Annotated in this window: 15 protein-coding genes; 10 read left to right on the top strand and 5 right to left on the bottom strand. The window is 62.0% G+C overall.

What is annotated here, in order from left to right; translation table 11 throughout:
- Positions 1-68: 68 nt before the first annotated feature.
- A complete protein-coding gene (locus I2I01_RS06585; RefSeq protein WP_196285668.1) occupies positions 69-527 on the bottom strand; it encodes a hypothetical protein in 459 nt (152 codons plus the stop codon).
- A gap of 552 nt (positions 528-1,079) precedes the next feature.
- Between I2I01_RS06585 and I2I01_RS06580 the strand changes: the two genes are divergently transcribed.
- Positions 1,080-1,988 carry an alpha/beta fold hydrolase gene (locus I2I01_RS06580; RefSeq protein WP_196285667.1) on the top strand — a complete coding sequence of 303 codons (909 nt, stop codon included), beginning with the start codon at positions 1,080-1,082 and terminating at the stop codon, positions 1,986-1,988.
- Between the two features lie 30 nt (positions 1,989-2,018).
- On the opposite strand, the gene I2I01_RS06575 is transcribed toward I2I01_RS06580, so the two are convergent.
- Together I2I01_RS06575 and I2I01_RS06570 are read right to left on the bottom strand one after the other, a co-directional pair.
- On the bottom strand, positions 2,019-3,293 hold the full coding sequence (locus I2I01_RS06575) for a sensor histidine kinase (RefSeq protein WP_196285666.1): 1,275 nt from the start codon (positions 3,291-3,293) through the stop codon (positions 2,019-2,021).
- A gap of 158 nt (positions 3,294-3,451) precedes the next feature.
- On the bottom strand, positions 3,452-4,129 hold the full coding sequence (locus tag I2I01_RS06570) for a response regulator transcription factor (protein WP_196285665.1): 678 nt from the start codon (positions 4,127-4,129) through the stop codon (positions 3,452-3,454).
- 316 nt (positions 4,130-4,445) lie between these two features.
- Between I2I01_RS06570 and I2I01_RS06565 the strand changes: the two genes are divergently transcribed.
- The 5 genes from I2I01_RS06565 to I2I01_RS06545 all read left to right on the top strand — a co-directional run bounded on the left by I2I01_RS06565 (position 4,446) and on the right by I2I01_RS06545 (position 12,765).
- Entirely contained in the window at positions 4,446-7,175 is a 2,730-nt protein-coding gene (locus tag I2I01_RS06565) for a TonB-dependent receptor (protein WP_196285664.1), read from the top strand.
- A 230-nt stretch (positions 7,176-7,405) separates the two neighbouring features.
- Positions 7,406-8,758, top strand: coding sequence for a CitMHS family transporter (locus tag I2I01_RS06560; RefSeq protein ID WP_196285663.1), 1,353 nt, complete (start codon positions 7,406-7,408; stop codon positions 8,756-8,758).
- A 113-nt stretch (positions 8,759-8,871) separates the two neighbouring features.
- Entirely contained in the window at positions 8,872-9,690 is an 819-nt protein-coding gene (locus tag I2I01_RS06555; protein ID WP_196285662.1) for a DUF475 domain-containing protein, read from the top strand.
- Between the two features lie 3 nt (positions 9,691-9,693).
- Positions 9,694-10,926, top strand: coding sequence for an MFS transporter (locus tag I2I01_RS06550; protein WP_196285661.1), 1,233 nt, complete (start codon positions 9,694-9,696; stop codon positions 10,924-10,926).
- A 123-nt stretch (positions 10,927-11,049) separates the two neighbouring features.
- Positions 11,050-12,765, top strand: coding sequence for a T9SS type A sorting domain-containing protein (locus I2I01_RS06545; RefSeq protein ID WP_196285660.1), 1,716 nt, complete (start codon positions 11,050-11,052; stop codon positions 12,763-12,765).
- Between the two features lie 90 nt (positions 12,766-12,855).
- On the opposite strand, the gene I2I01_RS06540 is transcribed toward I2I01_RS06545, so the two are convergent.
- Entirely contained in the window at positions 12,856-13,848 is a 993-nt protein-coding gene (locus I2I01_RS06540) for an NAD-dependent epimerase/dehydratase family protein (RefSeq protein WP_196285659.1), read from the bottom strand.
- A gap of 134 nt (positions 13,849-13,982) precedes the next feature.
- On the opposite strand from I2I01_RS06540, the gene I2I01_RS06535 reads away from it, so the two are divergent.
- The 4 genes from I2I01_RS06535 to kbl all read left to right on the top strand — a co-directional run bounded on the left by I2I01_RS06535 (position 13,983) and on the right by kbl (position 17,697).
- Positions 13,983-14,420 (top strand): BLUF domain-containing protein, encoded by a 438-nt coding sequence (locus I2I01_RS06535; protein WP_196285658.1) that lies wholly within the window; start codon positions 13,983-13,985, stop codon positions 14,418-14,420.
- 229 nt (positions 14,421-14,649) lie between these two features.
- Complete coding sequence (locus I2I01_RS06530; RefSeq protein ID WP_196285657.1) at positions 14,650-15,708, top strand: patatin-like phospholipase family protein; 1,059 nt, start codon at positions 14,650-14,652, stop codon at positions 15,706-15,708.
- 67 nt (positions 15,709-15,775) lie between these two features.
- A complete protein-coding gene (locus I2I01_RS06525) occupies positions 15,776-16,423 on the top strand; it encodes a hypothetical protein (RefSeq protein WP_196285656.1) in 648 nt (215 codons plus the stop codon).
- Between the two features lie 20 nt (positions 16,424-16,443).
- Positions 16,444-17,697, top strand: a complete 1,254-nt coding sequence (gene kbl / locus I2I01_RS06520; RefSeq protein ID WP_196285655.1) for a glycine C-acetyltransferase — start codon at positions 16,444-16,446, stop codon at positions 17,695-17,697.
- An 89-nt stretch (positions 17,698-17,786) separates the two neighbouring features.
- Here kbl and I2I01_RS06515 read toward each other — a convergent pair whose 3' ends face one another.
- On the bottom strand, positions 17,787-18,905 hold the full coding sequence (locus I2I01_RS06515; RefSeq protein ID WP_196285654.1) for a hypothetical protein: 1,119 nt from the start codon (positions 18,903-18,905) through the stop codon (positions 17,787-17,789).
- Between the last annotated feature and the right edge of the window lie 70 nt (positions 18,906-18,975).

The raw sequence follows: 18,975 nt of genomic DNA, 5'->3' as shown, positions 1-18,975 counted from the left end.
GGGCCTTGTTCTGCCGGGCCAGTGCACCGGCAAGCCCCTGCTAGCAGACGTCGCAGGCCCATTGGCGCTTAGTTCGGGCCCTGGTGGGTGGGGCCGCGGAATTCGCGGTCACCTTCAAAGGTGCAGTTCTCCGGGTCGTCGCCGTCGAGGGTGTAGCTAATTTTCAGAATATTACCATTTACCGTGCCGTCGGCTTTGATATTGCCCCGGTAGGTAGTGCCCTGGTAGGTGTACTGGTAGGGCGTAGTGGGCACGGTGATGTGGTTGCCGTCTACCGTGGCTTCATACGTTTCCTCAATGCCGTAGAGGTTGGTGATGAATACTTTGCCGTTTTTCGTATCTGCCTGGTTGTAGATAGAAATGGTGTACGGCGCGCCCGGTGTGGTGGGGCATTTTTCCGTGCCTACGTAATTGCCGGCGACGGTAGAATATATTTCAATATCCTCGTTGTCCTTTTTGCAGCCAGAAAATGTCAACCCAATTGTCAGCAAGCTGGCCGCCAACAATATCGTTGGGGTTTTATGCATAAAAAAGTTTGTTTTGAAGAAGGGTGAAACCAACGCTTTAAGATTAGCCGCGTGAAGGTAGCAAAGTCAACAGTTAAAAAGGGAATTGCCACACTTCATGGCTACAATGAACCCTATAATAGTGTATTAAAACAATACTTGGATTATTGCTCATCCCGAACCCATCAAACACCCTTATCACTCACACTAAACCTTTGATACACAAAGCATAATACCGCACAACAACACCTTCTGCACGAAGATACTGCTACCAACGAAGCATTTTTAAACTTAACCTTTTGTTAAAAATTAATTTTTAGCTTTTCTGAAACGAATAATAGCGCAACGCGGAGGCGATACGATTGCACCTATTAGGAGTGGAAAATAACTTGTGTTTCAGCGAGACTTAGGCAAGGCTTGTTTTTAAAAATAGCGCGCACTTATAACAGTGTTGGGCTAACTGTGGCACTGCCCACCTGGCCGTGACGGGCCAGCAAGCAGGTGCGCGGCAGCAGGGCACCTACAAGCCCGAGGTAGCATAAACCGCCCGCTGCCCCGGCCGTACTTTGGGCCATGCCCCTCCCCCACGCCGGCCCGCCCGTGCCCCAAACCGTTCGATTGCCCGACGGCCGCCGCCTGGGCTTCACGCGCTACGGCCATCCCGCGCACCGGGCGGTGGTGTTTCACCACGGTTTTGGCTCTTCGGGGCTGGAACTGCCCCCCGACGCGGCCCTGCTGGCCCGCCTGCAACTGCAGATTCTGGCACCGGACCGGCCGGGTGTGGGGCAGTCCGGTGTGTACCGGCCGCTCTCCTTTCCATCGTTTGCCGACGACGTGGTGGCTTTGCTTGATGCGCTGGGCGTTGATGCTCCGGTGGGCGTGATGGGCTGGTCGGTGGGTGGGGTGCATGCGCTGGCACTGGCGGCGCGGCACCCGGCGCGGGTGGCAGCGGTGGCGCTGCTCAGCACCTGCCTGCCGCTGGGCGAGCCTGCCGCCTACCGCCACCTGTCGCGGCTGTGGAAGCTGTTGCGCTGGGGCCAGGTAAGCTTTCCATGGCTGAACCGCACCACGTTTTTGTGGCTCAGCCGGCAGTGGCAGCGGCGACCTGACCGCACAATTGACTGGTTTATTCGCCTCATGCGGCCGGAGGAGGCCCGCGTCACGGCCCGCTTCCGGGTCCTGCTGCGCGACGCCGCGGTGGCCGGGTTTGCCAACCACGGCCGGGGCGTGTACGACGACGCGCAGGCCTGGTGCCGCCCGCCGGGTTTTCGCATTGAGGAGGTGCAAGCCCCCGTGCGCCTCTGGCATGGCGAGCAGGACGGCGTGTGGGCACCCGGTAATATTCCTTACCTGGCCCGGCGGCTGGGCGGCGCCCCTGTGCACCTGCTGCCGGGCCAGGGCCACATGCTGTATTTGGAAAACTGGCCGGCGATAATGGAGGAAATGGCGGCGCTGCTGGATGGGCCCTGTCTGTCGTGCTGAGCACAGCGCATGATGACAGGCAATTGTGCCTCAGCCCAACCGCACCCGCATCTGGTGGCGGCCGGGTTCCTCGTAATGGTAGCTTAGCAGAAAGCCATAGGTTTCGCAAATCTGCCGGGCAATGGCCAGGCCCAGGCCCACGCTGCCGGGCAGGCGCTCGGGTCCGGGCCGGAAGCGTACGAAGAGTTGGTCGGCGGGTAGGGCGCGGGGGCGGCCGGTGTTTTCGACTACCAATTGGTGGGGAGTAAGCTGCACGCGCACCGCGCCGCCGGGTACATTGTGGCGGATGGCGTTGCTGAGCAGGTTGCTCACCAGAATATCGAGCAGGGAGCGGTTGGCGGCCAAAGGCAGGTTGGGCGCCAGGTCGGTTTCGAGGTGCAGGTTGGTGGCGGCCAGCTGCTCGCGCAGGTGGCCCAGCTGGGTGCGAATGGTGGCGGCCAGGTCCACGGTTTCGGTGGGGAAGAACAACTGCTGGTCGAGGTGGGCCAGCAACAGCAGGCTGCGGCTGAGGTGAGTAAGGCGCTGCGTCACGTCGAGCAGCGGCTCGATGTGGCCGGCCTGCTCCTCCGTCAGGCCAGGCGCCTGCACCAGCATGTCGAGCTTGGTGCGCAGGATGGCCAGGGGCGTTTGCAGCTCGTGGGCCGCGTTTTCGGTGAACTCGCGCTGCCGCCGGTAGATGCGCTGGTTGCGGTTGAGGAGCCGGCCCAGCGCCGTATTCAGTTCCTTGAACTCGGGGATGCGTGTGGGGGCCAGGTGCACCGGTTCGGGCTGGTCGATTTTGTAGCGCTGCAGCTCGCCCAGGGTGCGGTAGAAGGGCGCCCACAAGCGCCGGGCCAGCACGTGCTGCAGCACCAACAGCCCCACTAGCAGCGCCCCAAACAGCAGCGCGCCCGCCTGTACAATGCGCGCCAGCAGCTCCTGGCTATCGAGCATGGTGGTGCGCAGCTCCAAGCGGTAGGGCAGCCCCTGGAACATCACCGGCGCCGCCAACTGCCGGTAGGGTACTGTCTTTTTCACCAGCTGATTGTACATCATCCGCACGCTAAATGCGGCAGGCGGCCCAGGCGTCGTCAGCGGCACGAATTCTACGTTGTGGTCGAGCCGGTGCCAGAATTCAAGGTCGGCCGGTGAGCGCAGGTAAAGGCGCAGGTCATTTTCGACGCGCAGCTTGCGCCGGCTCAGCGTGCGGTCGACATAGACATAGTAGATTTTGCGGATGAATTCGTAGTACACGAATGTGCCTGCCCCAGCCACCACGCTGGCGTAGATAAGGAAGTAAACGGTGGTGCGGGCCAGGAGCTTCATTTTTTGATGGAGAGGGGTGCCATTCGAAGGTCATGCTGAGCGCAGTCGAAGCATCTCTACCGCGCAACTAATCCTGACGATTGGGTTACTACTGCGGTAGAGATGCTTCGACTGCGCTCAGCATGACATTGTTTCTATTCCTGTAGCCATCAGCAGCCTCAGTTCGGCTCGAACCGGTACCCTAGCCCATATACCATCCGAATGTAGTTTGGCGCGCCGGCCTCGGTAAGCTTGCGCTTAAGGTTTTTGACGTGGGCGTATACATTCTCGAACGTGTCGAACTGCTCGGCCGCATCGCCGGACAGGTGCTCGGCAATAGCGCCCTTGGTGATGACGCGGCCCTGGTTGGCCAGCAGCAAGAGCAGCAGGTCGAACTCGGTGCGGGTGAGGGTGAGCGACTTGCCGGCCACGGAGGCGCGCCGGGCGGGCACGTCCACGGCCAGCTCGCCGGCTTGCAGCAGGTTGGTGCCCTGGTAGTGGCGGCGGCGCACCAGCGCGGCAATGCGGGCGCTGAGTTCGGGCAGATAGAAGGGCTTGGGCAGGTAGTCGTCGGCGCCCAGCTCCAGGCCGGCAATGCGGTCATCCACGGCGGCGCGGGCGCTGGTGATGATGACGCCGGCGGCCTTCTGGTGTTTTTGCAGCTCGCGCAGCAGGTCGAGGCCGTCGCCACCGGGCAGGGTAAGGTCGAGCACGATGCACTCGTAGTCGTGCAGCAGCATTTTTTCCTGCGCCTGGGCGTAGGTGGTGGCCACTTCGCAGATGTAGCGCTGCGCTTGTAGGTAGCTCACCACGCTGGCCAGCAGCGCCGGCTCATCTTCGACGAGAAGCAATTTCATGTAGGGGGTTCGCTGGGGATGGGCGGCAAGGTAGGGCCGTTTGCGAGTCGATTGAAAAGACAAAGGCTGTCATCCTGAGCGCAGCGAAGGACCTTATCAGCTTTGAACTGCTTGCAGTGAAGCCAAAACGGTGCTGATGTGATAAGGTCCTTCGCTGCGCTCAGGATGACAGTCCTTATATCGATGCATAAAAGAAATAAGTAAGCGCCCACTCACTTATTTTTCAAAATTCCAATTTCTTCCAAATGTATTCTAAATCGCCCCGCTACTTCGCTTCCCTAAACCACGAAAACATTCTCACTTTCCCAAAATTCCCATGAAGCGAATCCTACCCTCCTCTCCCCTTTCGGCCCGGACGGCGGGCGCGGCGCTGCTGCTGGCCGCTTGCGGGGTGGCCGGTCCGGCTGCTGCCGCTTCGGCGGCTACGGCTGTGTCTGTGGCCCCAAACGATTCCAGCCCGCTGGCACGCCGGCCGCTCACCGGCCGCATCCTCGATGGCAACGACCAAAGCCCGCTGGCTTTTGCCTCGGTGGCGGTAAAAGGCACCAACCGCGGCACCACCACCGACGCCAGCGGCAGCTTTAAGCTGGACGTGGACGACGGCGAGGTGCTGGTGGTATCCTACGTGGGCTACGAGCTGCGTGAGGTACCCGTTCCGGCCGGCGCCACCACGCTGGATGTACCCATGAAAACCACCACCCATACCACCGCCGACGTGATTGTGGTGGGCAACCGCGCCTCCGAAGCCCGCACCAACGTGGACCTGCCCGTGCCCGTGGACGTGCTCACGGCCAAGGAAATCACCAAAACCGGCCAGACCGAGCTGGGCCAGATGATTCACTTCACGGCGCCCTCCTTCAACTCGACCAAGCACGCCATCAGCAACGTGACTTCGTATGTGGACCCGGCCACCCTGCGCGGCCTGGGCCCCGACCAGACGCTGGTGCTCGTGAACGGCAAGCGCCGCCACCAGTCCTCGGCCCTGAACGTGAACAACGTGGTGGGCCGCGGCTCGGTGGGCACCGACCTGAACGCCATTCCCACGGCTGCCATCGAGCGGGTGGAGATTCTGCGCGACGGCGCGGCGGCCCAGTACGGCTCCGACGCCATTGCCGGCATCGTGAACATCGTGCTCAAGGCCAACCCGCGGGGCGGCGTGGTGACCGGCAACTACGGCATCACGGCCAAGGGCGACGGCGCCACTTACGACACGGGCCTGAACTTCGGCCTGCCCGTGGGCAAGCGCGACGGCTTCCTGAACCTGACCGTGCAGGGCCACCACAACGACCCCACCGACCGCTCGGGCGACTATACTGGCCGCGTGTACAACTCCGACAAAGCCACCGACGACGCCCTGGTGGCCCAGAACAACTTCAACCGCCACGTGACCAAGTACGGCACGGCCCGCAACACCATGGGCCAGTTTTTCTATAACGGCGAGGTGGCTATGGGCGAGAAGTGGCGCCTCTATTCCTTCGGCGGCCTGTCTTATAAGGACATGACGGCCTACGGCTTCTTCCGCAACCCCAGCAACAAGGCGCGGGCGGTGCTCTCGCTGTTTCCGAACGGCTACAATCCCGTGTTCCCGGCCACGGTGCTCGATGTGGCCTCCACGGTGGGTTTGCGCCGCAAAACGGCCAGCGGCTGGGCCCTCGATTTCAGCCTCGGCGGCGGCCAGAACACCATCAAGACCTACGCCAACCACACGGTGAACCCGTCGTATGGCAGCGCTTCGCCCACTGATTTCTACACCGGCACCAACAAGTTTGGGCAGGTGCTGGCCAACGTGAACGTATCGAAGGGCTTCACGGTGGGCAACCTGAAATCCCTGGCGCTGAGCTACGGCGGCGAGTTCCGGGTGGAAAACTACCAGCTGCTGGCCGGCGACGAAGCCTCCTGGAAAAAAGGCCCCGTGACCACCAACAACCCCGACGTGGGCAGCAGCGGCCGCGAAGGCATTGCGGCCGTGAACGCCGTGGAGCGCACCCGCAATAATGTGGGCGTGTACGTGGACGTGCTCAGCGACATCACCGACAACTGGCTGGTGGGCGTGGCCGGCCGCTTCGAGCGCTACTCCGATTTCGGCTCCAACGTGAGCGGCAAGATTTCGACCCGCTACAAGTTCTCGGAGATGTTTTCGGTGCGTGGCTCACTCAACCGGGGCTTCCGGGCACCGTCCATGCACCAGCTCTACTACTCCAACTACGCCGACGCCCAGTGGCTGACGCTCAACGGCGTGTTCGACTCCTATCCCATTGCCCACCTGCGCAACGACAACCCCTACGTGCAGAAGCTGGGCGTGGGCCAGCTCAAGGCCGAAACCACCTTGGACTACAACCTCGGCTTCACGGCCCAGGTCACGCCCGACCTCGTGTTCACGGCCGATGCCTACCAGATTGACATCACCGACCGGGTAGTAATTTCAGGCCAGCTCGACGCCACCAAGCCGGCCCTGGCGCCCACCTTCGCCGGCTCGGGCTACGCGCAGGTGCAGTTCTTCTCCAACGCCCTCGACACCCGCACCCGCGGCCTCGACGTGGTGGCCAGCTACCGCAAAAAGATGGACCGCGACCAGGAAATGGGCCTCAACCTGGCCATGGCCCTGAACTCGACCAAAGTGGTGGGCGAAGTGCGCACCCCCGCCTCGCTGGCCAACCTGGGCACCCCGCTCGTCGACCGCGTGATGATTGGCCTGATTGAGGTGGCCCAGCCGCGCTCCAAGTTCATCGGCTCGGTCAACTACCGTTTCAAGAAGCTCGAAGGCCTGGTGCGCGCCACCCGCTTCGGCGAAGTAACCGCCATCCAGAGCACGGCGGAACTAGACCAGACCTTCTCGGCCAAAGTCATCACTGATGCCTCGCTCACCTACGGATTCACGCCCCGCGTGGGCCTCACCGTGGGCGCCAACAACCTCTTCAACGTGTACCCCGACGAAATCGCCTTCCCCTCGCTCACGGCCTCGGGCCAGACGCCCTACACGCGCTTCACTTCGCAGTTCGGCTTCATGGGCGCATACTACTTCACGTCGCTGCGGTTCAGCTTCTAGGCAAGCGAGTTATAAAAGAACGGTCATGCTGAGCGCAGTCGAAGCATCTCTCCCGCGGCAGTAAATCATTCGCTGCAACGAATGAGGTGGGACGAATTCGTTGCCTGCGGATGGTGAGCCGCGCAACGAAGCGGTAGAGATGCTTCGGCTACGCTCAGCATGACCGCTCTTTTTACTCGGCCAGCCCGTTCTGCCAACCCACCACTCCACCCATCCACAAATCCACCACCATGCTCGCACTTGCTGGCTTTGCCATGATTCTCACCTTTATGGTGCTGATTATGACGAACCGTCTTTCGGCCATTACGGCGCTGCTGCTGGTGCCAGTGGCGTTTGCGGTGCTCTGCGGTTTTGCGGGGCAAATGGGGCCGATGATGCTCGACGGCATCAAGAATATTGCGCCCACGGGCATCATGCTGGTGTTTGCCATCATGTACTTCGGGCTGATGACGGACGCCGGCCTGTTCGACCCGGTCATCAACCGCATCCAGCGCGTGGCCCACGGCGACCCGCTGAAAATCATCGTCGGCACCGCCCTGCTGGCCCTGCTGGTGTCGCTGGACGGCGACGGGGCCACCACCTACATCATTGTGGTGACGGCCATGCTGCCGCTGTACCGCCGCCTGGGCATAAACCCACTGATACTGACATGCATGAACATGCTGGTGGGCGGCGTGATGAACATTCTGCCCTGGGGCGGCCCCACTGCCCGCGCCATGAGCGTGCTCCACCTCGACAGCACCCAGCTTTTCAACCCGCTGATTCCGGCCATGGGCGCGGGGCTGGTGTGGGTGTTTTTTGTGGCCTGGCGCTTTGGCCTGCGCGAGCGCAAGCGCCTCGGGCTGGAGCACTTAAGCCGGGCTAAAACCGAAGAAAAAGCGGCCGTTTTTGGCTTGGCTGCCGGCGTGGCCCAGCCCCTGCCCGAAGTACCCGACTTGGAAATTTCAGCCGAAGAAAAAGCTCTACGCCGCCCCAAGCTTTTGTGGCTTAATGCCCTGCTCACCATCGCCCTGATGGTGGCGCTGGTGCGCGAGTTGCTGCCGCTGCCGGTGCTGTTTATGCTGGCCTTTGCACTGGCAGCGGTGCTCAACTACCCAAACCTGGCGCAACAGCGGCAGCGGTTTGCGGCCCATGCGGGCAATGCGCTGTCGGTTGCGGCCATGGTGTTTGCGGCAGGCATTTTCACGGGTATTCTTAGCGGCACGCACATGGTGGATGCCATGGCGCAATCCTTCGTGGCCTTGGTGCCGCAGTCGCTGGGCCCGCACTTCCCGGTGCTCACGGGGCTGGCGAGTGCGCCGCTCACCTTCTTCATGTCGAACGACGCCTTTTACTTCGGCATTCTGCCGTTTTTCACCAAGGCGGCGTCGGCGTTCGGCATTTCGGCGGCCACCATGGGCAAGGCCTCGCTGCTGGGGCAGCCGGTGCACTTGCTCAGCCCGCTGGTGCCGTCCACGTATTTGCTGGTGGGTCTGGCCGGGGTCGACATCGGCGCGCACCAGCGCTTCACGCTGAAGTGGGCCGGCGGCACAGTGCTGGTGATGCTGACCGTGTCGCTGCTGCTGGGCATTATCCAACTCTGATTAAAAGAACGTCATGCCTCGGCTACGCTTGGCATGACGTTCTTTTGTACTTAAGGCGCGCGGGCATCTTTACCCAATCTGCCGCGTTACCCTGCTACCCCAGCTTCTCCGCCGTGAACCACTACATCGAGCAAATCATACAGAACCCGTTGGCCTCGCTGGCCATCGTGGGCAACCTGGTCATCATCGAAAGCCTGTTGTCGGTGGACAATGCCGCCGTGCTGGCTACCATGGTGGGCGACCTGCCCCGCGAGCAGCGGCAAAAGGCGCTGCGCTACGGCATTTTCGGCGCCTACATTTTTCGCGGGCTGTGCATTCTGTTCGCGTCGTTTCTCATCAAATTCTGGTTTTTGAAACCGCTGGGCGGGCTTTACCTGCTGTATTTGGTGTACGACCATTTCAAGGCCGGCCCGGCGCACGACGAGGAAAAAATTGAGAAGGAGAAAAGCTGGATTTACCGCAACACGCTGGGGCTATTTGGAAAGTTCTGGGCCACGGTGGCCCTCATTGAGCTGATGGACCTGGCCTTTAGCATCGACAACGTGTTTGCGGTGGTGGCTTTCACCGACAACCTGATTCTGATTTGCGTGGGCGTGTTCATCGGCATTCTGGCCATGCGGCTGGTGGCGCAGGGCTTCGTGCTGCTCATGGGCAAGTACCCCTTTCTGGAAACGGCCGCCTTCGTGGTCATTGCGCTGCTGGGCCTCAAGCTGCTGCTTTCACTGGTAAGCCACTTCCTGCCCGGCCACCCGGTGAGCGAGGCCCTGGAAGGCGAAACCGCCGACGTGGTTCTGACCGTGCTCACGGTGCTTTGTTTCCTGGTGCCGTGGGCTACCTCGCTGCTCTTCAACGTGCCCCAGCGCCCCGGCGGCAACCGCATTGCCGAGGCCAAAGCGGCCGGGCAAGCCGACGCCTCCCGTCAGAAAGCCTAGCGCGTGGCCGGGGTTTTTCGCTCGCTGCAGCACCGCAATTTTCGGCTCTATTACGCCGGCCAGTCCGTTTCGCTCATTGGCACCTGGATGCAGCGGCTGGCCGTGGGCTGGCTGGTGTATAATGCCACGCACTCGGCCTTTTTGCTGGGGCTGGTGTCGTTTTGCGGGCAAATACCGACGCTGCTGCTCTCGCCCTACGGCGGCACCGTAGCCGACCGCTACAGCCGCTACCGCGTGCTGCTCTTCACGCAGGTTGCCTCCTTAGTGCAGGCCACCGTTCTGGCCTGGCTGGTGCTCAGTGGGCACTACGCCACCTGGGCCGTGGCCGGCCTGAGCCTGCTGCTGGGCACCATCAACGCCTTCGATATTCCGGCCCGACAGTCGCTCATTGCCGAGCTGGTGGACGACCGCGCCCACCTGCCCAACGCCATCGCCCTGAACTCGACCATGGTAAACCTGGCCCGGCTGGTGGGCCCGGCCGTGGCGGGGCTGCTGCTGGCGCGCTTCGGCGAGGGCCCCTGCTTCGTGGTGAATGCCGTGAGCTTTGTGGCGGTGGTGGCCTCGCTGCTGCTCATGCGCATGGCCCCCCGCCCCGTGCGCACACACCGCCCCGGCGCCTGGGAGGGCCTGCGCGAGGGCTGGGCCTACCTTCGACAGGCCCCGATGCTGCGCCGTCAGATTTTGCTCATGGCGGGCATCAGCTTCTGCGTGATGCCCTTTGGAACGCTGCTGCCGGTATTTGCCAAGGACGTGTTTCATGGCGGAGCCGGCACCTTTGGCTGGCTGAACAGCCTGTCGGGACTGGGCTCGCTGGTGGGGGCCTTTTATCTGGCTGCGCAGCCGGCTGGTGGGCGGCGCACGCAGCTCATCACCTACGCGGCGCTGGTGTTCAGCGCCAGCGTGCTGGTTTTTGCACTCAGCCCGCAGCTGGCCGTGGCACTAGTATTCATCACGCTGGGCGGAGCGGGCATGATGCTCTTCATCGCGGGCACCAACACGGCCATTCAAACCAATGTGGCCGACCACATGCGCGGCCGGGTGCTGAGCTACTACGTGATGGCCTTCCAGGGCATTCAGCCGCTGGGGGCGCTGCTGGTGGGCTGGCTGGCGCGGCACATGGGGGCGCCGCACACGGTGGCAGTGCAGGGGGCCGTGGGGTTGGCGGTGGGGCTGGCCTTTTGGTGGCAGGGCCGGCGGGCCGCAGTCGAAAACAGTTTGGTGAGGGCAAGCAACTAAAGCGCCGAAAAGCCGGTCAGAAAACAAACAGCACTAGTCGTGGCTGTTTACTTCTATATCCGAGTTGTAGCGGCGACGCCGCGACGTTCCTTCCACTGTTTCTAACTCTCAGCCTTTTCCCACATGAAAAAGTTTACCCTGCATCTGCGCACTGCTGTTTGCCTGGGGCTGCTGGCGGCGCCCGGCCTGGCCCGCGCGCAGGCTCCTATGTGGCAATGGGCCGCGGCGCCCAGCGCCATCGTCGACAACAATACGGGGTTTGGGGGCTCCAGCATTTCCGCCGTGGCCCAGGATGCCTTCGGCAACACGGTGGTGGCCGGCAGCTTCTATGGCAGCTTCACACTGGGCAATACCACGCTGACCAGCGCCGGCTACAATGACATTTTCGTGGCCAAGGTCAGTCCCACCGGCCAGTGGCTGCAGGCCGTGCGCGCCGGCGGCCCGGGCCAGGACGGGGCAGCAACGCTGGAACTGGACGCTGCTGGCAACGCCGTGGTGGGCGGCAGCTTTGGTGGTCTGGTGCCGGGCGCCACGGCGGCGTTTGGTCCGAATACTCTCATCACCGCCGGTAACGCCGATGCCTTCGTGGCCACGCTCAGCACCACCGGCCAGTGGACGCAGGCCGTGCGCGCCGGCGGCACTGGCACCGACTACGTGGCGGACATGGTGCCCGACGGCACCGGCAATATGTTGGTCGTGGGCACCATCACTGGCGTTGGCAACCTGGGCAACAGCGCCTTCAACGGGCCGGCTGGGGCCATGCAGCTGTTTGTGGCCCGGCTCAACCTGGGCACCGGTACCTGGACGCTCCTCAGCCAAGGCACGCCCCCTTACGGCGCCCAGCCCAGCGCTTTGGCGCTGAATGCCGCCGGCAATGCCGTGGTGGCCGGCCGCTGTGGCAGCAACATCACATTCGGCAGTACCACTCTGACTTCCAACCGCAACGAGGGCACCTTTGTGGCGCGTCTCAACACCAGTACCGGCCAATGGACGCAGGCCGTGGCGCCCGTGCAGTCGCGCAGCAATAGCGCCCCGCCCTCGGTCATCAACTCGCTGGCGGTGGATGCAGCCGGCACCGTGGCCGTGACTGGCGTGCTGATTGAAACCGCCACCTTCGGCAACCTTGCGCTGACTAGCGCGGGCAGCTATGACGTGTTCGTGGCCAAACTCAACACCGCCGGGCAGTGGACGCAGGCCGTGCGCGCCGGCGGCGCAGCCAACGATATTCCTTACTCCGTCATCTTTGACACGGCTGGCAACGCCATTGTGACGGGCCTTTTCGGGCCGTACGGCGGCTTCAGCCCCACACTCTCGGCCGACTTTGGTAGCAATACCGTCACCAGTGCCGGGCAGTACGATGCCTTCGTGGCCACGCTGAGCCCCAGCGGGCAGTGGCTACAAGCCGTGCGCGGCGGCGGGGGCGGCAGCGACATTGCGGGCCCGACCGTGGTCGATGCCGCGGGTAACATCACTGTGGCCGGCTCCTGCACCGGCCCGGCGACTTTTGGCCCCCACACGCTCAACACCAACAGCGGCTATGGCATGGCCTACGTGGCGCGGCTCAGCACCGACCTGCTGGTGACGCATGCCACCACCCCGGCCACAGGCGTGGCATTCGCCCTAGCCCCCAACCCCGCCACCGGCGCGGTGCACCTCACCTGGCCCGAAGCCAGCGAAGCGGCGCGCCAGGTGCAACTGCTCGACGCCGTGGGCCGCGAAGTGCGCCGCCAGGTGTTGCCAGCCCATGTTACTACCGCTACACTCGATGTCGCAGGCCTCACCAAGGGTTTATATGTGGTGCGTTGCGGCGCTGCCACCAGCCGCTTGCAGGTAGATTAGCCAGGGCAAATGGAAAAAGGGAAAGGGGATAAGACCAACTGCATCATTAGCCTGGCCTTATCCCCTATCCCTTTTTCCTTATTCCCTGAACTACGCCGGCTGCATTTCCTTCAGGTGCAGCAGCATATCGGCCGTCATCTTGTCGAGGTCGAAATCGGGCTGCCAGCCCCAGTCCTGGCGGGCCTTGGAATCGTCGATACTGGCGGGCCAGGAGTTGGCGATTTGCTGACGGGCGTCGGGCTTGTAGGTTACTTCAAAGTTGGGCACGTGCTTCTGAATGCTGGCCGTGATTTCGGCTGGCGAGAAGCTCATGGCGCCCAGGTTGTAGCTGGTGCGCACTTTGATTTGCTCGGCCGGGGCGTGCATGAGGTCCAGCGTGGCCTTGAGGGCATCGGGCATGTACATCATGGGCAGATAAGTGTCGTCCTCGAGGAAGCACTCGTAGTTTTCGCCGGCCACGGCCTTGTGGTAGATGTCCACGGCGTAGTCGGTGGTGCCGCCGCCGGGCAGGCTCTTGTAGCCGATGAGGCCGGGGTAGCGCAGGCTGCGCACATCCAGGCCGTGCTTGCGGTGGTACCACTCGCACCACTGCTCGCCGGCCAGCTTGCTGATGCCGTACACCGTGTTGGGGTTCATGATGGTGACCTGCGGCGTGTGGTCGCGCGGGGTGTCGGGCCCGAACACGGCAATGGAGCTAGGCCAATACACCTGGGCCACGCCGTGGGCCACGGCCGCTTCCAGCACGATGAGCAGGCCATCCATGTTCAGCTGCCAGCCAAAGAGCGGGTTTTTCTCGGCCGTGGCCGAGAGCAGGGCGGCGAGGTGGTAAATCTGCTTGGGCCGGTACTGGCGGATGAGCTTATCGAGGCGGGTGCGGTCGAGCACGTCGAGCAGCTCGAAGGGACCGCCGGCCAGCATTTCGGGGTTCTTGGGGGGGCGCACGTCGGCGGCCACCACCAGGTGGGGCTCGTAGCGCTGGCGCAGGGCGGCCACCAGCTCCAGGCCCAGCTGCCCGCAGGCGCCAATTACCAGCACCGAGCCGGGTAAAACAGAAGTAGCGGGGTCGCCGGAAGTAGGGGTCATGGAGCGTGTTGAATGAGGGGGTGGGATGGGAGTTTGGGCGCAAAGATACCGGGCCCGATGTAGCCCAAGCGTGGCTTGCTACGTATTGTCATCTTCCACGTTGCTTGTGCGCCTCACCCAGGGCGCCCGGTCCTATGCCTGAATCTTCTCCCCTCTTCTCGCTGGTATACCGCAGCGAGGCTTCCCGTGCTGTGCACGAAGTCACTCTTGGTGCACTGGTACGCAAGGCCCGCCTCTACAACCAGCAGGCCCGCATCACTGGCATGCTGCTCTATGCCAAAGGGCAGTTTTTGCAGCTGCTCGAAGGCCCTGAGCCGGCCTTGAGCGACTTGTATGCCCGCATCAACGACGACGCGCGGCACTACGACGTGACCACGCTCTCTTACGGCCCCGTTGAGTTACGCTCCTTCGGCCGCTGGCCCATGGCTTATGCGTCCGTCGACGCGGCCTTTCTGGAAAAAGTGGCCCGGTGCCTGCCCAAGCCCGCCGCCGTGGGCCTCACCGCCGAGCCTTGCCCCGAAGTGGCCCTGTTGCTGCGCGACTTTGCCAAGGAACAGGAGCAGGCGCAGTAGCAATTGGATTGAATTCACTAGCAAGCGCATCCACCGCAAGAGCGGAGGCGCCACTTTTTGCGGCTCGTCGCATGGCGCCGCAACAACGATTTTGTTTAATGACGAGACGCGAAATGCTGTGTCTCTACGCCGTTTCGGCTCATTGCCAATTGTCGTTCCGCCGCAGCGCTCCGGGAGTGCCGGTATCTTTGGGCCAATGACGTCCCGACTAGCTTTACTGCTTTTTGCTTTGAGCACGCTGCTGTGCAGCACCGCCTTGCACGCCCAAACTTCTCCCACCCCGCCCTACCGCAACCTGGTGATGGAAGGCGGCGGCATCCGCGGCATTGCCTACGGCGGCGCCTTGCAGGAGCTGGAGCAACGCGGGGTGCTGGCTGGCCTGCGGCGGGTGGGCGGCACCTCGGCCGGAGCCATTCAGGCGGCGCTGCTGGCAGTGGGCTACTCGGCCCAGGAAATCATCGACGTGGTGAACGCCACGCCCGTGCAGCGGCTGAATGACGGGCGGTTTATCTTCTTTGGGGGCACGCACCGGCTCATCACCCAGTACGGCTGGTACCGGGGCGACGAGTTCAGCACCTACCTCAGCGAGCTGGTGGCCCGCAAAACCCAGAAGCCCAATCTCACCCTGGCCGAGCTGCACGGACTGGCGCAAAAAGAGCCCACCCGCTTCCGCGACCTCTACACCACCGGCACCAACCTCACCCAGCAGCGCGTGCAGGTGTTCAGCTACGAAACCAACCCCACCATGCGCGTGGCCGATGCCGTGCGCATCAGCATGAGCATCCCGCTCTACTTCCGGGCCGTGCTGCTCGATGCCCAGAACAACGTCATCACCGGCGACCCCAAGCCCGGCCAGCCCACGCAGGTGTTGGTCGACGGCGGCCTGCTGGCCAACTACCCAGTCGATTTATTTGACTACCCGCGCTACCTGCCTGCCGGCTTCACCGGTCCCGCCGATGTGCGCGGCCGCGTTTTCAACCCCGAAACGCTGGGTTTGCGCCTCGACCGCGCCGAGCAGATTCCCCTTGACACCTCCCCCACCGGCCGCCAGCAGCTGGCCCCCTACGACATTCAGGATTTCAACTCCTACCTGGCCGCCCTCTACACCGTGGCCCTCGAAAACCTCAACCCCGTGCAGCCCGCCGACCAGCGCCGCACCATCAGCATTGATTTCCTGAATTTCAGCCCCAAAATCAAGCGCATTTCAGATACTCAGAAAAAGCAGCTGATGGACAGCGGACGCAAGGGCGTGCAGGCGTTTTTTAGCCGTTTGCCAGCAGGCCGATAGGGGTAATGACACAACCGCAACCAACGATAAGCAGCCCGCCACTTCTCACCTCAAGTTTGCTGCTGCCATGACTCCAGAAACTGGGCTGCTACTTTTCGTTTTATTGCTGGTCATTGGGCTGCCTCTTGGGCTGAGTGCCGACTCTTATTTCCACATGCAGAGGTTGAACCGGCCCGTCGTTTGCTTTGTGCATAGGTCCTGGCGCGAGATGAGTTTCTGGTGGACGCTTTTCCAGACATTATTTGGGGTAACACTTCTGGTAGGGCCGTGGATATTTGCGGTAGCGCACGATGCCGCTTCGTTTGCTTTGATTGCAACACCGGCATCACTACTCGTTGCGTGGCGCCAGTTTCCAGCCATCTGTTTATACTACACCTACCGGCGGTGGGATGGCCGAGCGCGCTTCTGCTTCAACCGGGCAGAAAAGCGAATGACGTACTTTAACCGGGAGCTTTCGCTCACTTTTGCACTATCGGAAATAGACTCCCTCTCCCGCTACACTCCGCCAGCCAGCCGCACGGCCAGTGCTGACTACAGCTATACCGTTATGCACCTGAACAGTGGCCGGACGCTGGTCGTAACCTCGCTGCTGTGCGATGACATTGATTGGCTCACGATATTGCCTGCTGTCAAAACCGAAGTCATAAAACATTCTTTCGCTTGGCTGCCCACTGATTTCAAATTCAAAAAGTTTTTCAGCCCTTTCTCTAACTAGATACTCACCATCCCACCACCATGTACGCCACCCTCCAACCCGACCTTGAGCAGCAGCTCCAGGAAATTAAAGACGCCGGCCTTTACAAGAAGGAGCGCATCATCACCTCGCCCCAGGGCGCCGAAATCGAAACCCGCGAGGCTGGCGATGTGCTGAACTTCTGCGCTAACAACTACCTGGGTCTCAGCTCACACCCCGAGGTTATCAAGGCCGCCAAAGAAGCCATCGACACGCACGGCTACGGCATGTCGTCGGTGCGCTTCATCTGCGGCACGCAGGATATCCACAAAGAGCTGGAACAGAATCTGGCCGAGTTCCTGGGCACCGAGGACACCATCCTCTACGCCACCGCTTTTGATGCCAACGGCGGGGTGTTCGAGCCGCTGTTCAACGAGCAGGACGCCATTATTTCCGACGCCCTGAACCACGCCAGCATCATCGACGGCGTGCGCCTGTGCAAGGCCCAGCGCTACCGCTACGCCCATAACGACATGGCCGACCTGGAAAAGCAGCTGCAGGACGCCCAGGCCAAGGGCACGCGCCACCGCATCATCGTCACGGACGGCTCGTTCTCGATGGACGGCACTATTGCGCAGCTCGACAAAATCTGCGACCTGGCCGACAAGTACCAGGCTTTGGTGATGATAGACGAATGCCACTCAATGGGCTTCCTGGGCAAGACCGGCCGCGGCACCCACGAGTACCGCGACGTGATGGGCCGGGTCGACATCATCACCGGCACGCTGGGTAAGGCCCTGGGCGGCGCCATGGGCGGCTTCACCTCGGGCCGCAAGGAAATCATCGACATGCTGCGCCAGCGCAGCCGCCCCTACCTCTTCTCGAATACGCTGGCCCCCGCCATTGTGGGCGCCAGCCTGCGCGTGCTGGAGCTGCTGACCGAAAGCACGAAGCTGCGCGACCAGCTTGAAGAAAACACCAAGTACTTCCGCGCGAAGATGACCGAAGCCGGTTTCGACATCACGCCCGGCGAGCACCCCATCGTGCCCGTCATGCTCTACGATGCCAAGCTGGCCCAGGAATTTGCCGCTAAGATGCTGGATGAAGGCATCTACGTGGTGGGCTTCTACTACCCCGTGGTGCCGCAGGGCAAGGCCCGCATCCGGGTGCAGCTTTCGGCCGCCCACACCCGCGCGCACCTCGACAAGGCCATTGCCGCCTTCACTAAAGTAGGCCGCGAGCTGGGCACGCTCAAGGACAAAGCCGCCGAGGCCAACGCGCCCACCGGCACCCAAGTGGTGACGAACACGCCGTGAGGCGGTACGGCTACTAGCAGATGTTATCATAATAAAAAATGCTTCAGCCAGGCGCTGGAGCATTTTTTATTGACCTTCGGCTGGTTTTGTCAGCGCATGGTTGGACGGTGAGGCAGGGCAGGAAAACCGAAAGAGGTTAGAAGCAGCCCCGCCGACACGCTCTGATTGCGGATGCCAAACTGGGCCAAGTCGCCATTATAGCCGTCGGCGTAACTGGCAAACACCGGCAACTGTCCTACCCGCAAGCACACCAAGGCCCGCCACGAATTGTAGCGAAACGGCCGGGTCATACCGGTTTCGGCGCTGAGCCGGACCCGGTTAAAAAACTCGCATTCGCTCACATATTCCAGCGACGCTGCTAGTCCGCTTACCTCGTTGCGGCGTAGGTTACTTCCAGCCCAAGGCTGTTCCCAGCGTCGATATTCTTCTTTTTCGCCCTGTAGTGCTCCGCGACGCAGGTAAGCCCGGCCAGCTAAGTCAGCCACTACCACGTGCTTGCGGTTGGGGGTTTCGTACAGGTTCCATGACACGTCGCCGCCCCAATAATCCCATCCCCGACTAATATAATCACGCGTGTCGCGTTCGGTTCCGTGGCTATTGGCAACGGTAGCGTAAAACGCAGCCGAATCAGCAATACCTTGCCCGTTGGACTCATGCCCGTAGCCCACGCGGACACTGGCCCCCCTTGGCACCAGACTGGGGTGCCGGAAATGGTATTCTAGAAACAGATATGGGTTAAAACGCTTGCCTATTACCGGACTCGACGGGCGAGTCCCGATATACTGTCCAAACCGGCCACTGAAGGCAAAGTTAAGCCGGACGGCACTGTAATATTTGCGCCGGCTGGGCTTAGCTGGACGGCAACAAGCCGAATCTATTTCGTAACGCGGGCGCACATTGGGCCACCACCGGCCCAGCAGCCACGGCTGGCCTGCGAACAGGCGCAACCATTCTACCAGCGGCAGCGGGTAGCGCTGCGAAACCGTAAAATCCATGAACGCCGCATCGTCTGAGTCTTTGGTAAACGACACGGTGTTATACTCAAAGCTCTGTAACAGCAACTCGTATTTCTGTTGGGGCCGAGCAACTGAGTCGGCTTCGTCGCCAAAACCACGCTGCAGACCAGTAGGCAGCCCTCCAGTAGCCGACTGGGCTCGCGCCGCACTGACCAGAAGCAGTAGCATTCCCAATAGGTAGAAATGTTTCATAAGAGTTGTGGGTTATGGGTTATCAGTAAAAAACTGGTTTCGGGTAGTAGCAACTTGGCTTATTTCATCT

The sequence above is a fragment of the Hymenobacter properus genome (assembly GCF_015694735.1).
Classification (GTDB): domain Bacteria; phylum Bacteroidota; class Bacteroidia; order Cytophagales; family Hymenobacteraceae; genus Hymenobacter; species Hymenobacter properus.
This window is presented reverse-complemented; position numbering and strand designations above follow the sequence as displayed.

Coding starts and splice junctions, on each gene's coding strand:
- I2I01_RS06585 (WP_196285668.1), bottom strand. CDS start 527: ATGCATAAAACCCCAACGATATTGTTGGCGGCCAGCTTGCTGACAATT.
- I2I01_RS06580 (WP_196285667.1), top strand. CDS start 1,080: ATGCCCCTCCCCCACGCCGGCCCGCCCGTGCCCCAAACCGTTCGATTG.
- I2I01_RS06575 (WP_196285666.1), bottom strand. CDS start 3,293: ATGAAGCTCCTGGCCCGCACCACCGTTTACTTCCTTATCTACGCCAGC.
- I2I01_RS06570 (WP_196285665.1), bottom strand. CDS start 4,129: ATGAAATTGCTTCTCGTCGAAGATGAGCCGGCGCTGCTGGCCAGCGTG.
- I2I01_RS06565 (WP_196285664.1), top strand. CDS start 4,446: ATGAAGCGAATCCTACCCTCCTCTCCCCTTTCGGCCCGGACGGCGGGC.
- I2I01_RS06560 (WP_196285663.1), top strand. CDS start 7,406: ATGCTCGCACTTGCTGGCTTTGCCATGATTCTCACCTTTATGGTGCTG.
- I2I01_RS06545 (WP_196285660.1), top strand. CDS start 11,050: ATGAAAAAGTTTACCCTGCATCTGCGCACTGCTGTTTGCCTGGGGCTG.
- I2I01_RS06540 (WP_196285659.1), bottom strand. CDS start 13,848: ATGACCCCTACTTCCGGCGACCCCGCTACTTCTGTTTTACCCGGCTCG.
- I2I01_RS06535 (WP_196285658.1), top strand. CDS start 13,983: ATGCCTGAATCTTCTCCCCTCTTCTCGCTGGTATACCGCAGCGAGGCT.
- I2I01_RS06525 (WP_196285656.1), top strand. CDS start 15,776: ATGACTCCAGAAACTGGGCTGCTACTTTTCGTTTTATTGCTGGTCATT.
- kbl (WP_196285655.1), top strand. CDS start 16,444: ATGTACGCCACCCTCCAACCCGACCTTGAGCAGCAGCTCCAGGAAATT.
- I2I01_RS06515 (WP_196285654.1), bottom strand. CDS start 18,905: ATGAAACATTTCTACCTATTGGGAATGCTACTGCTTCTGGTCAGTGCG.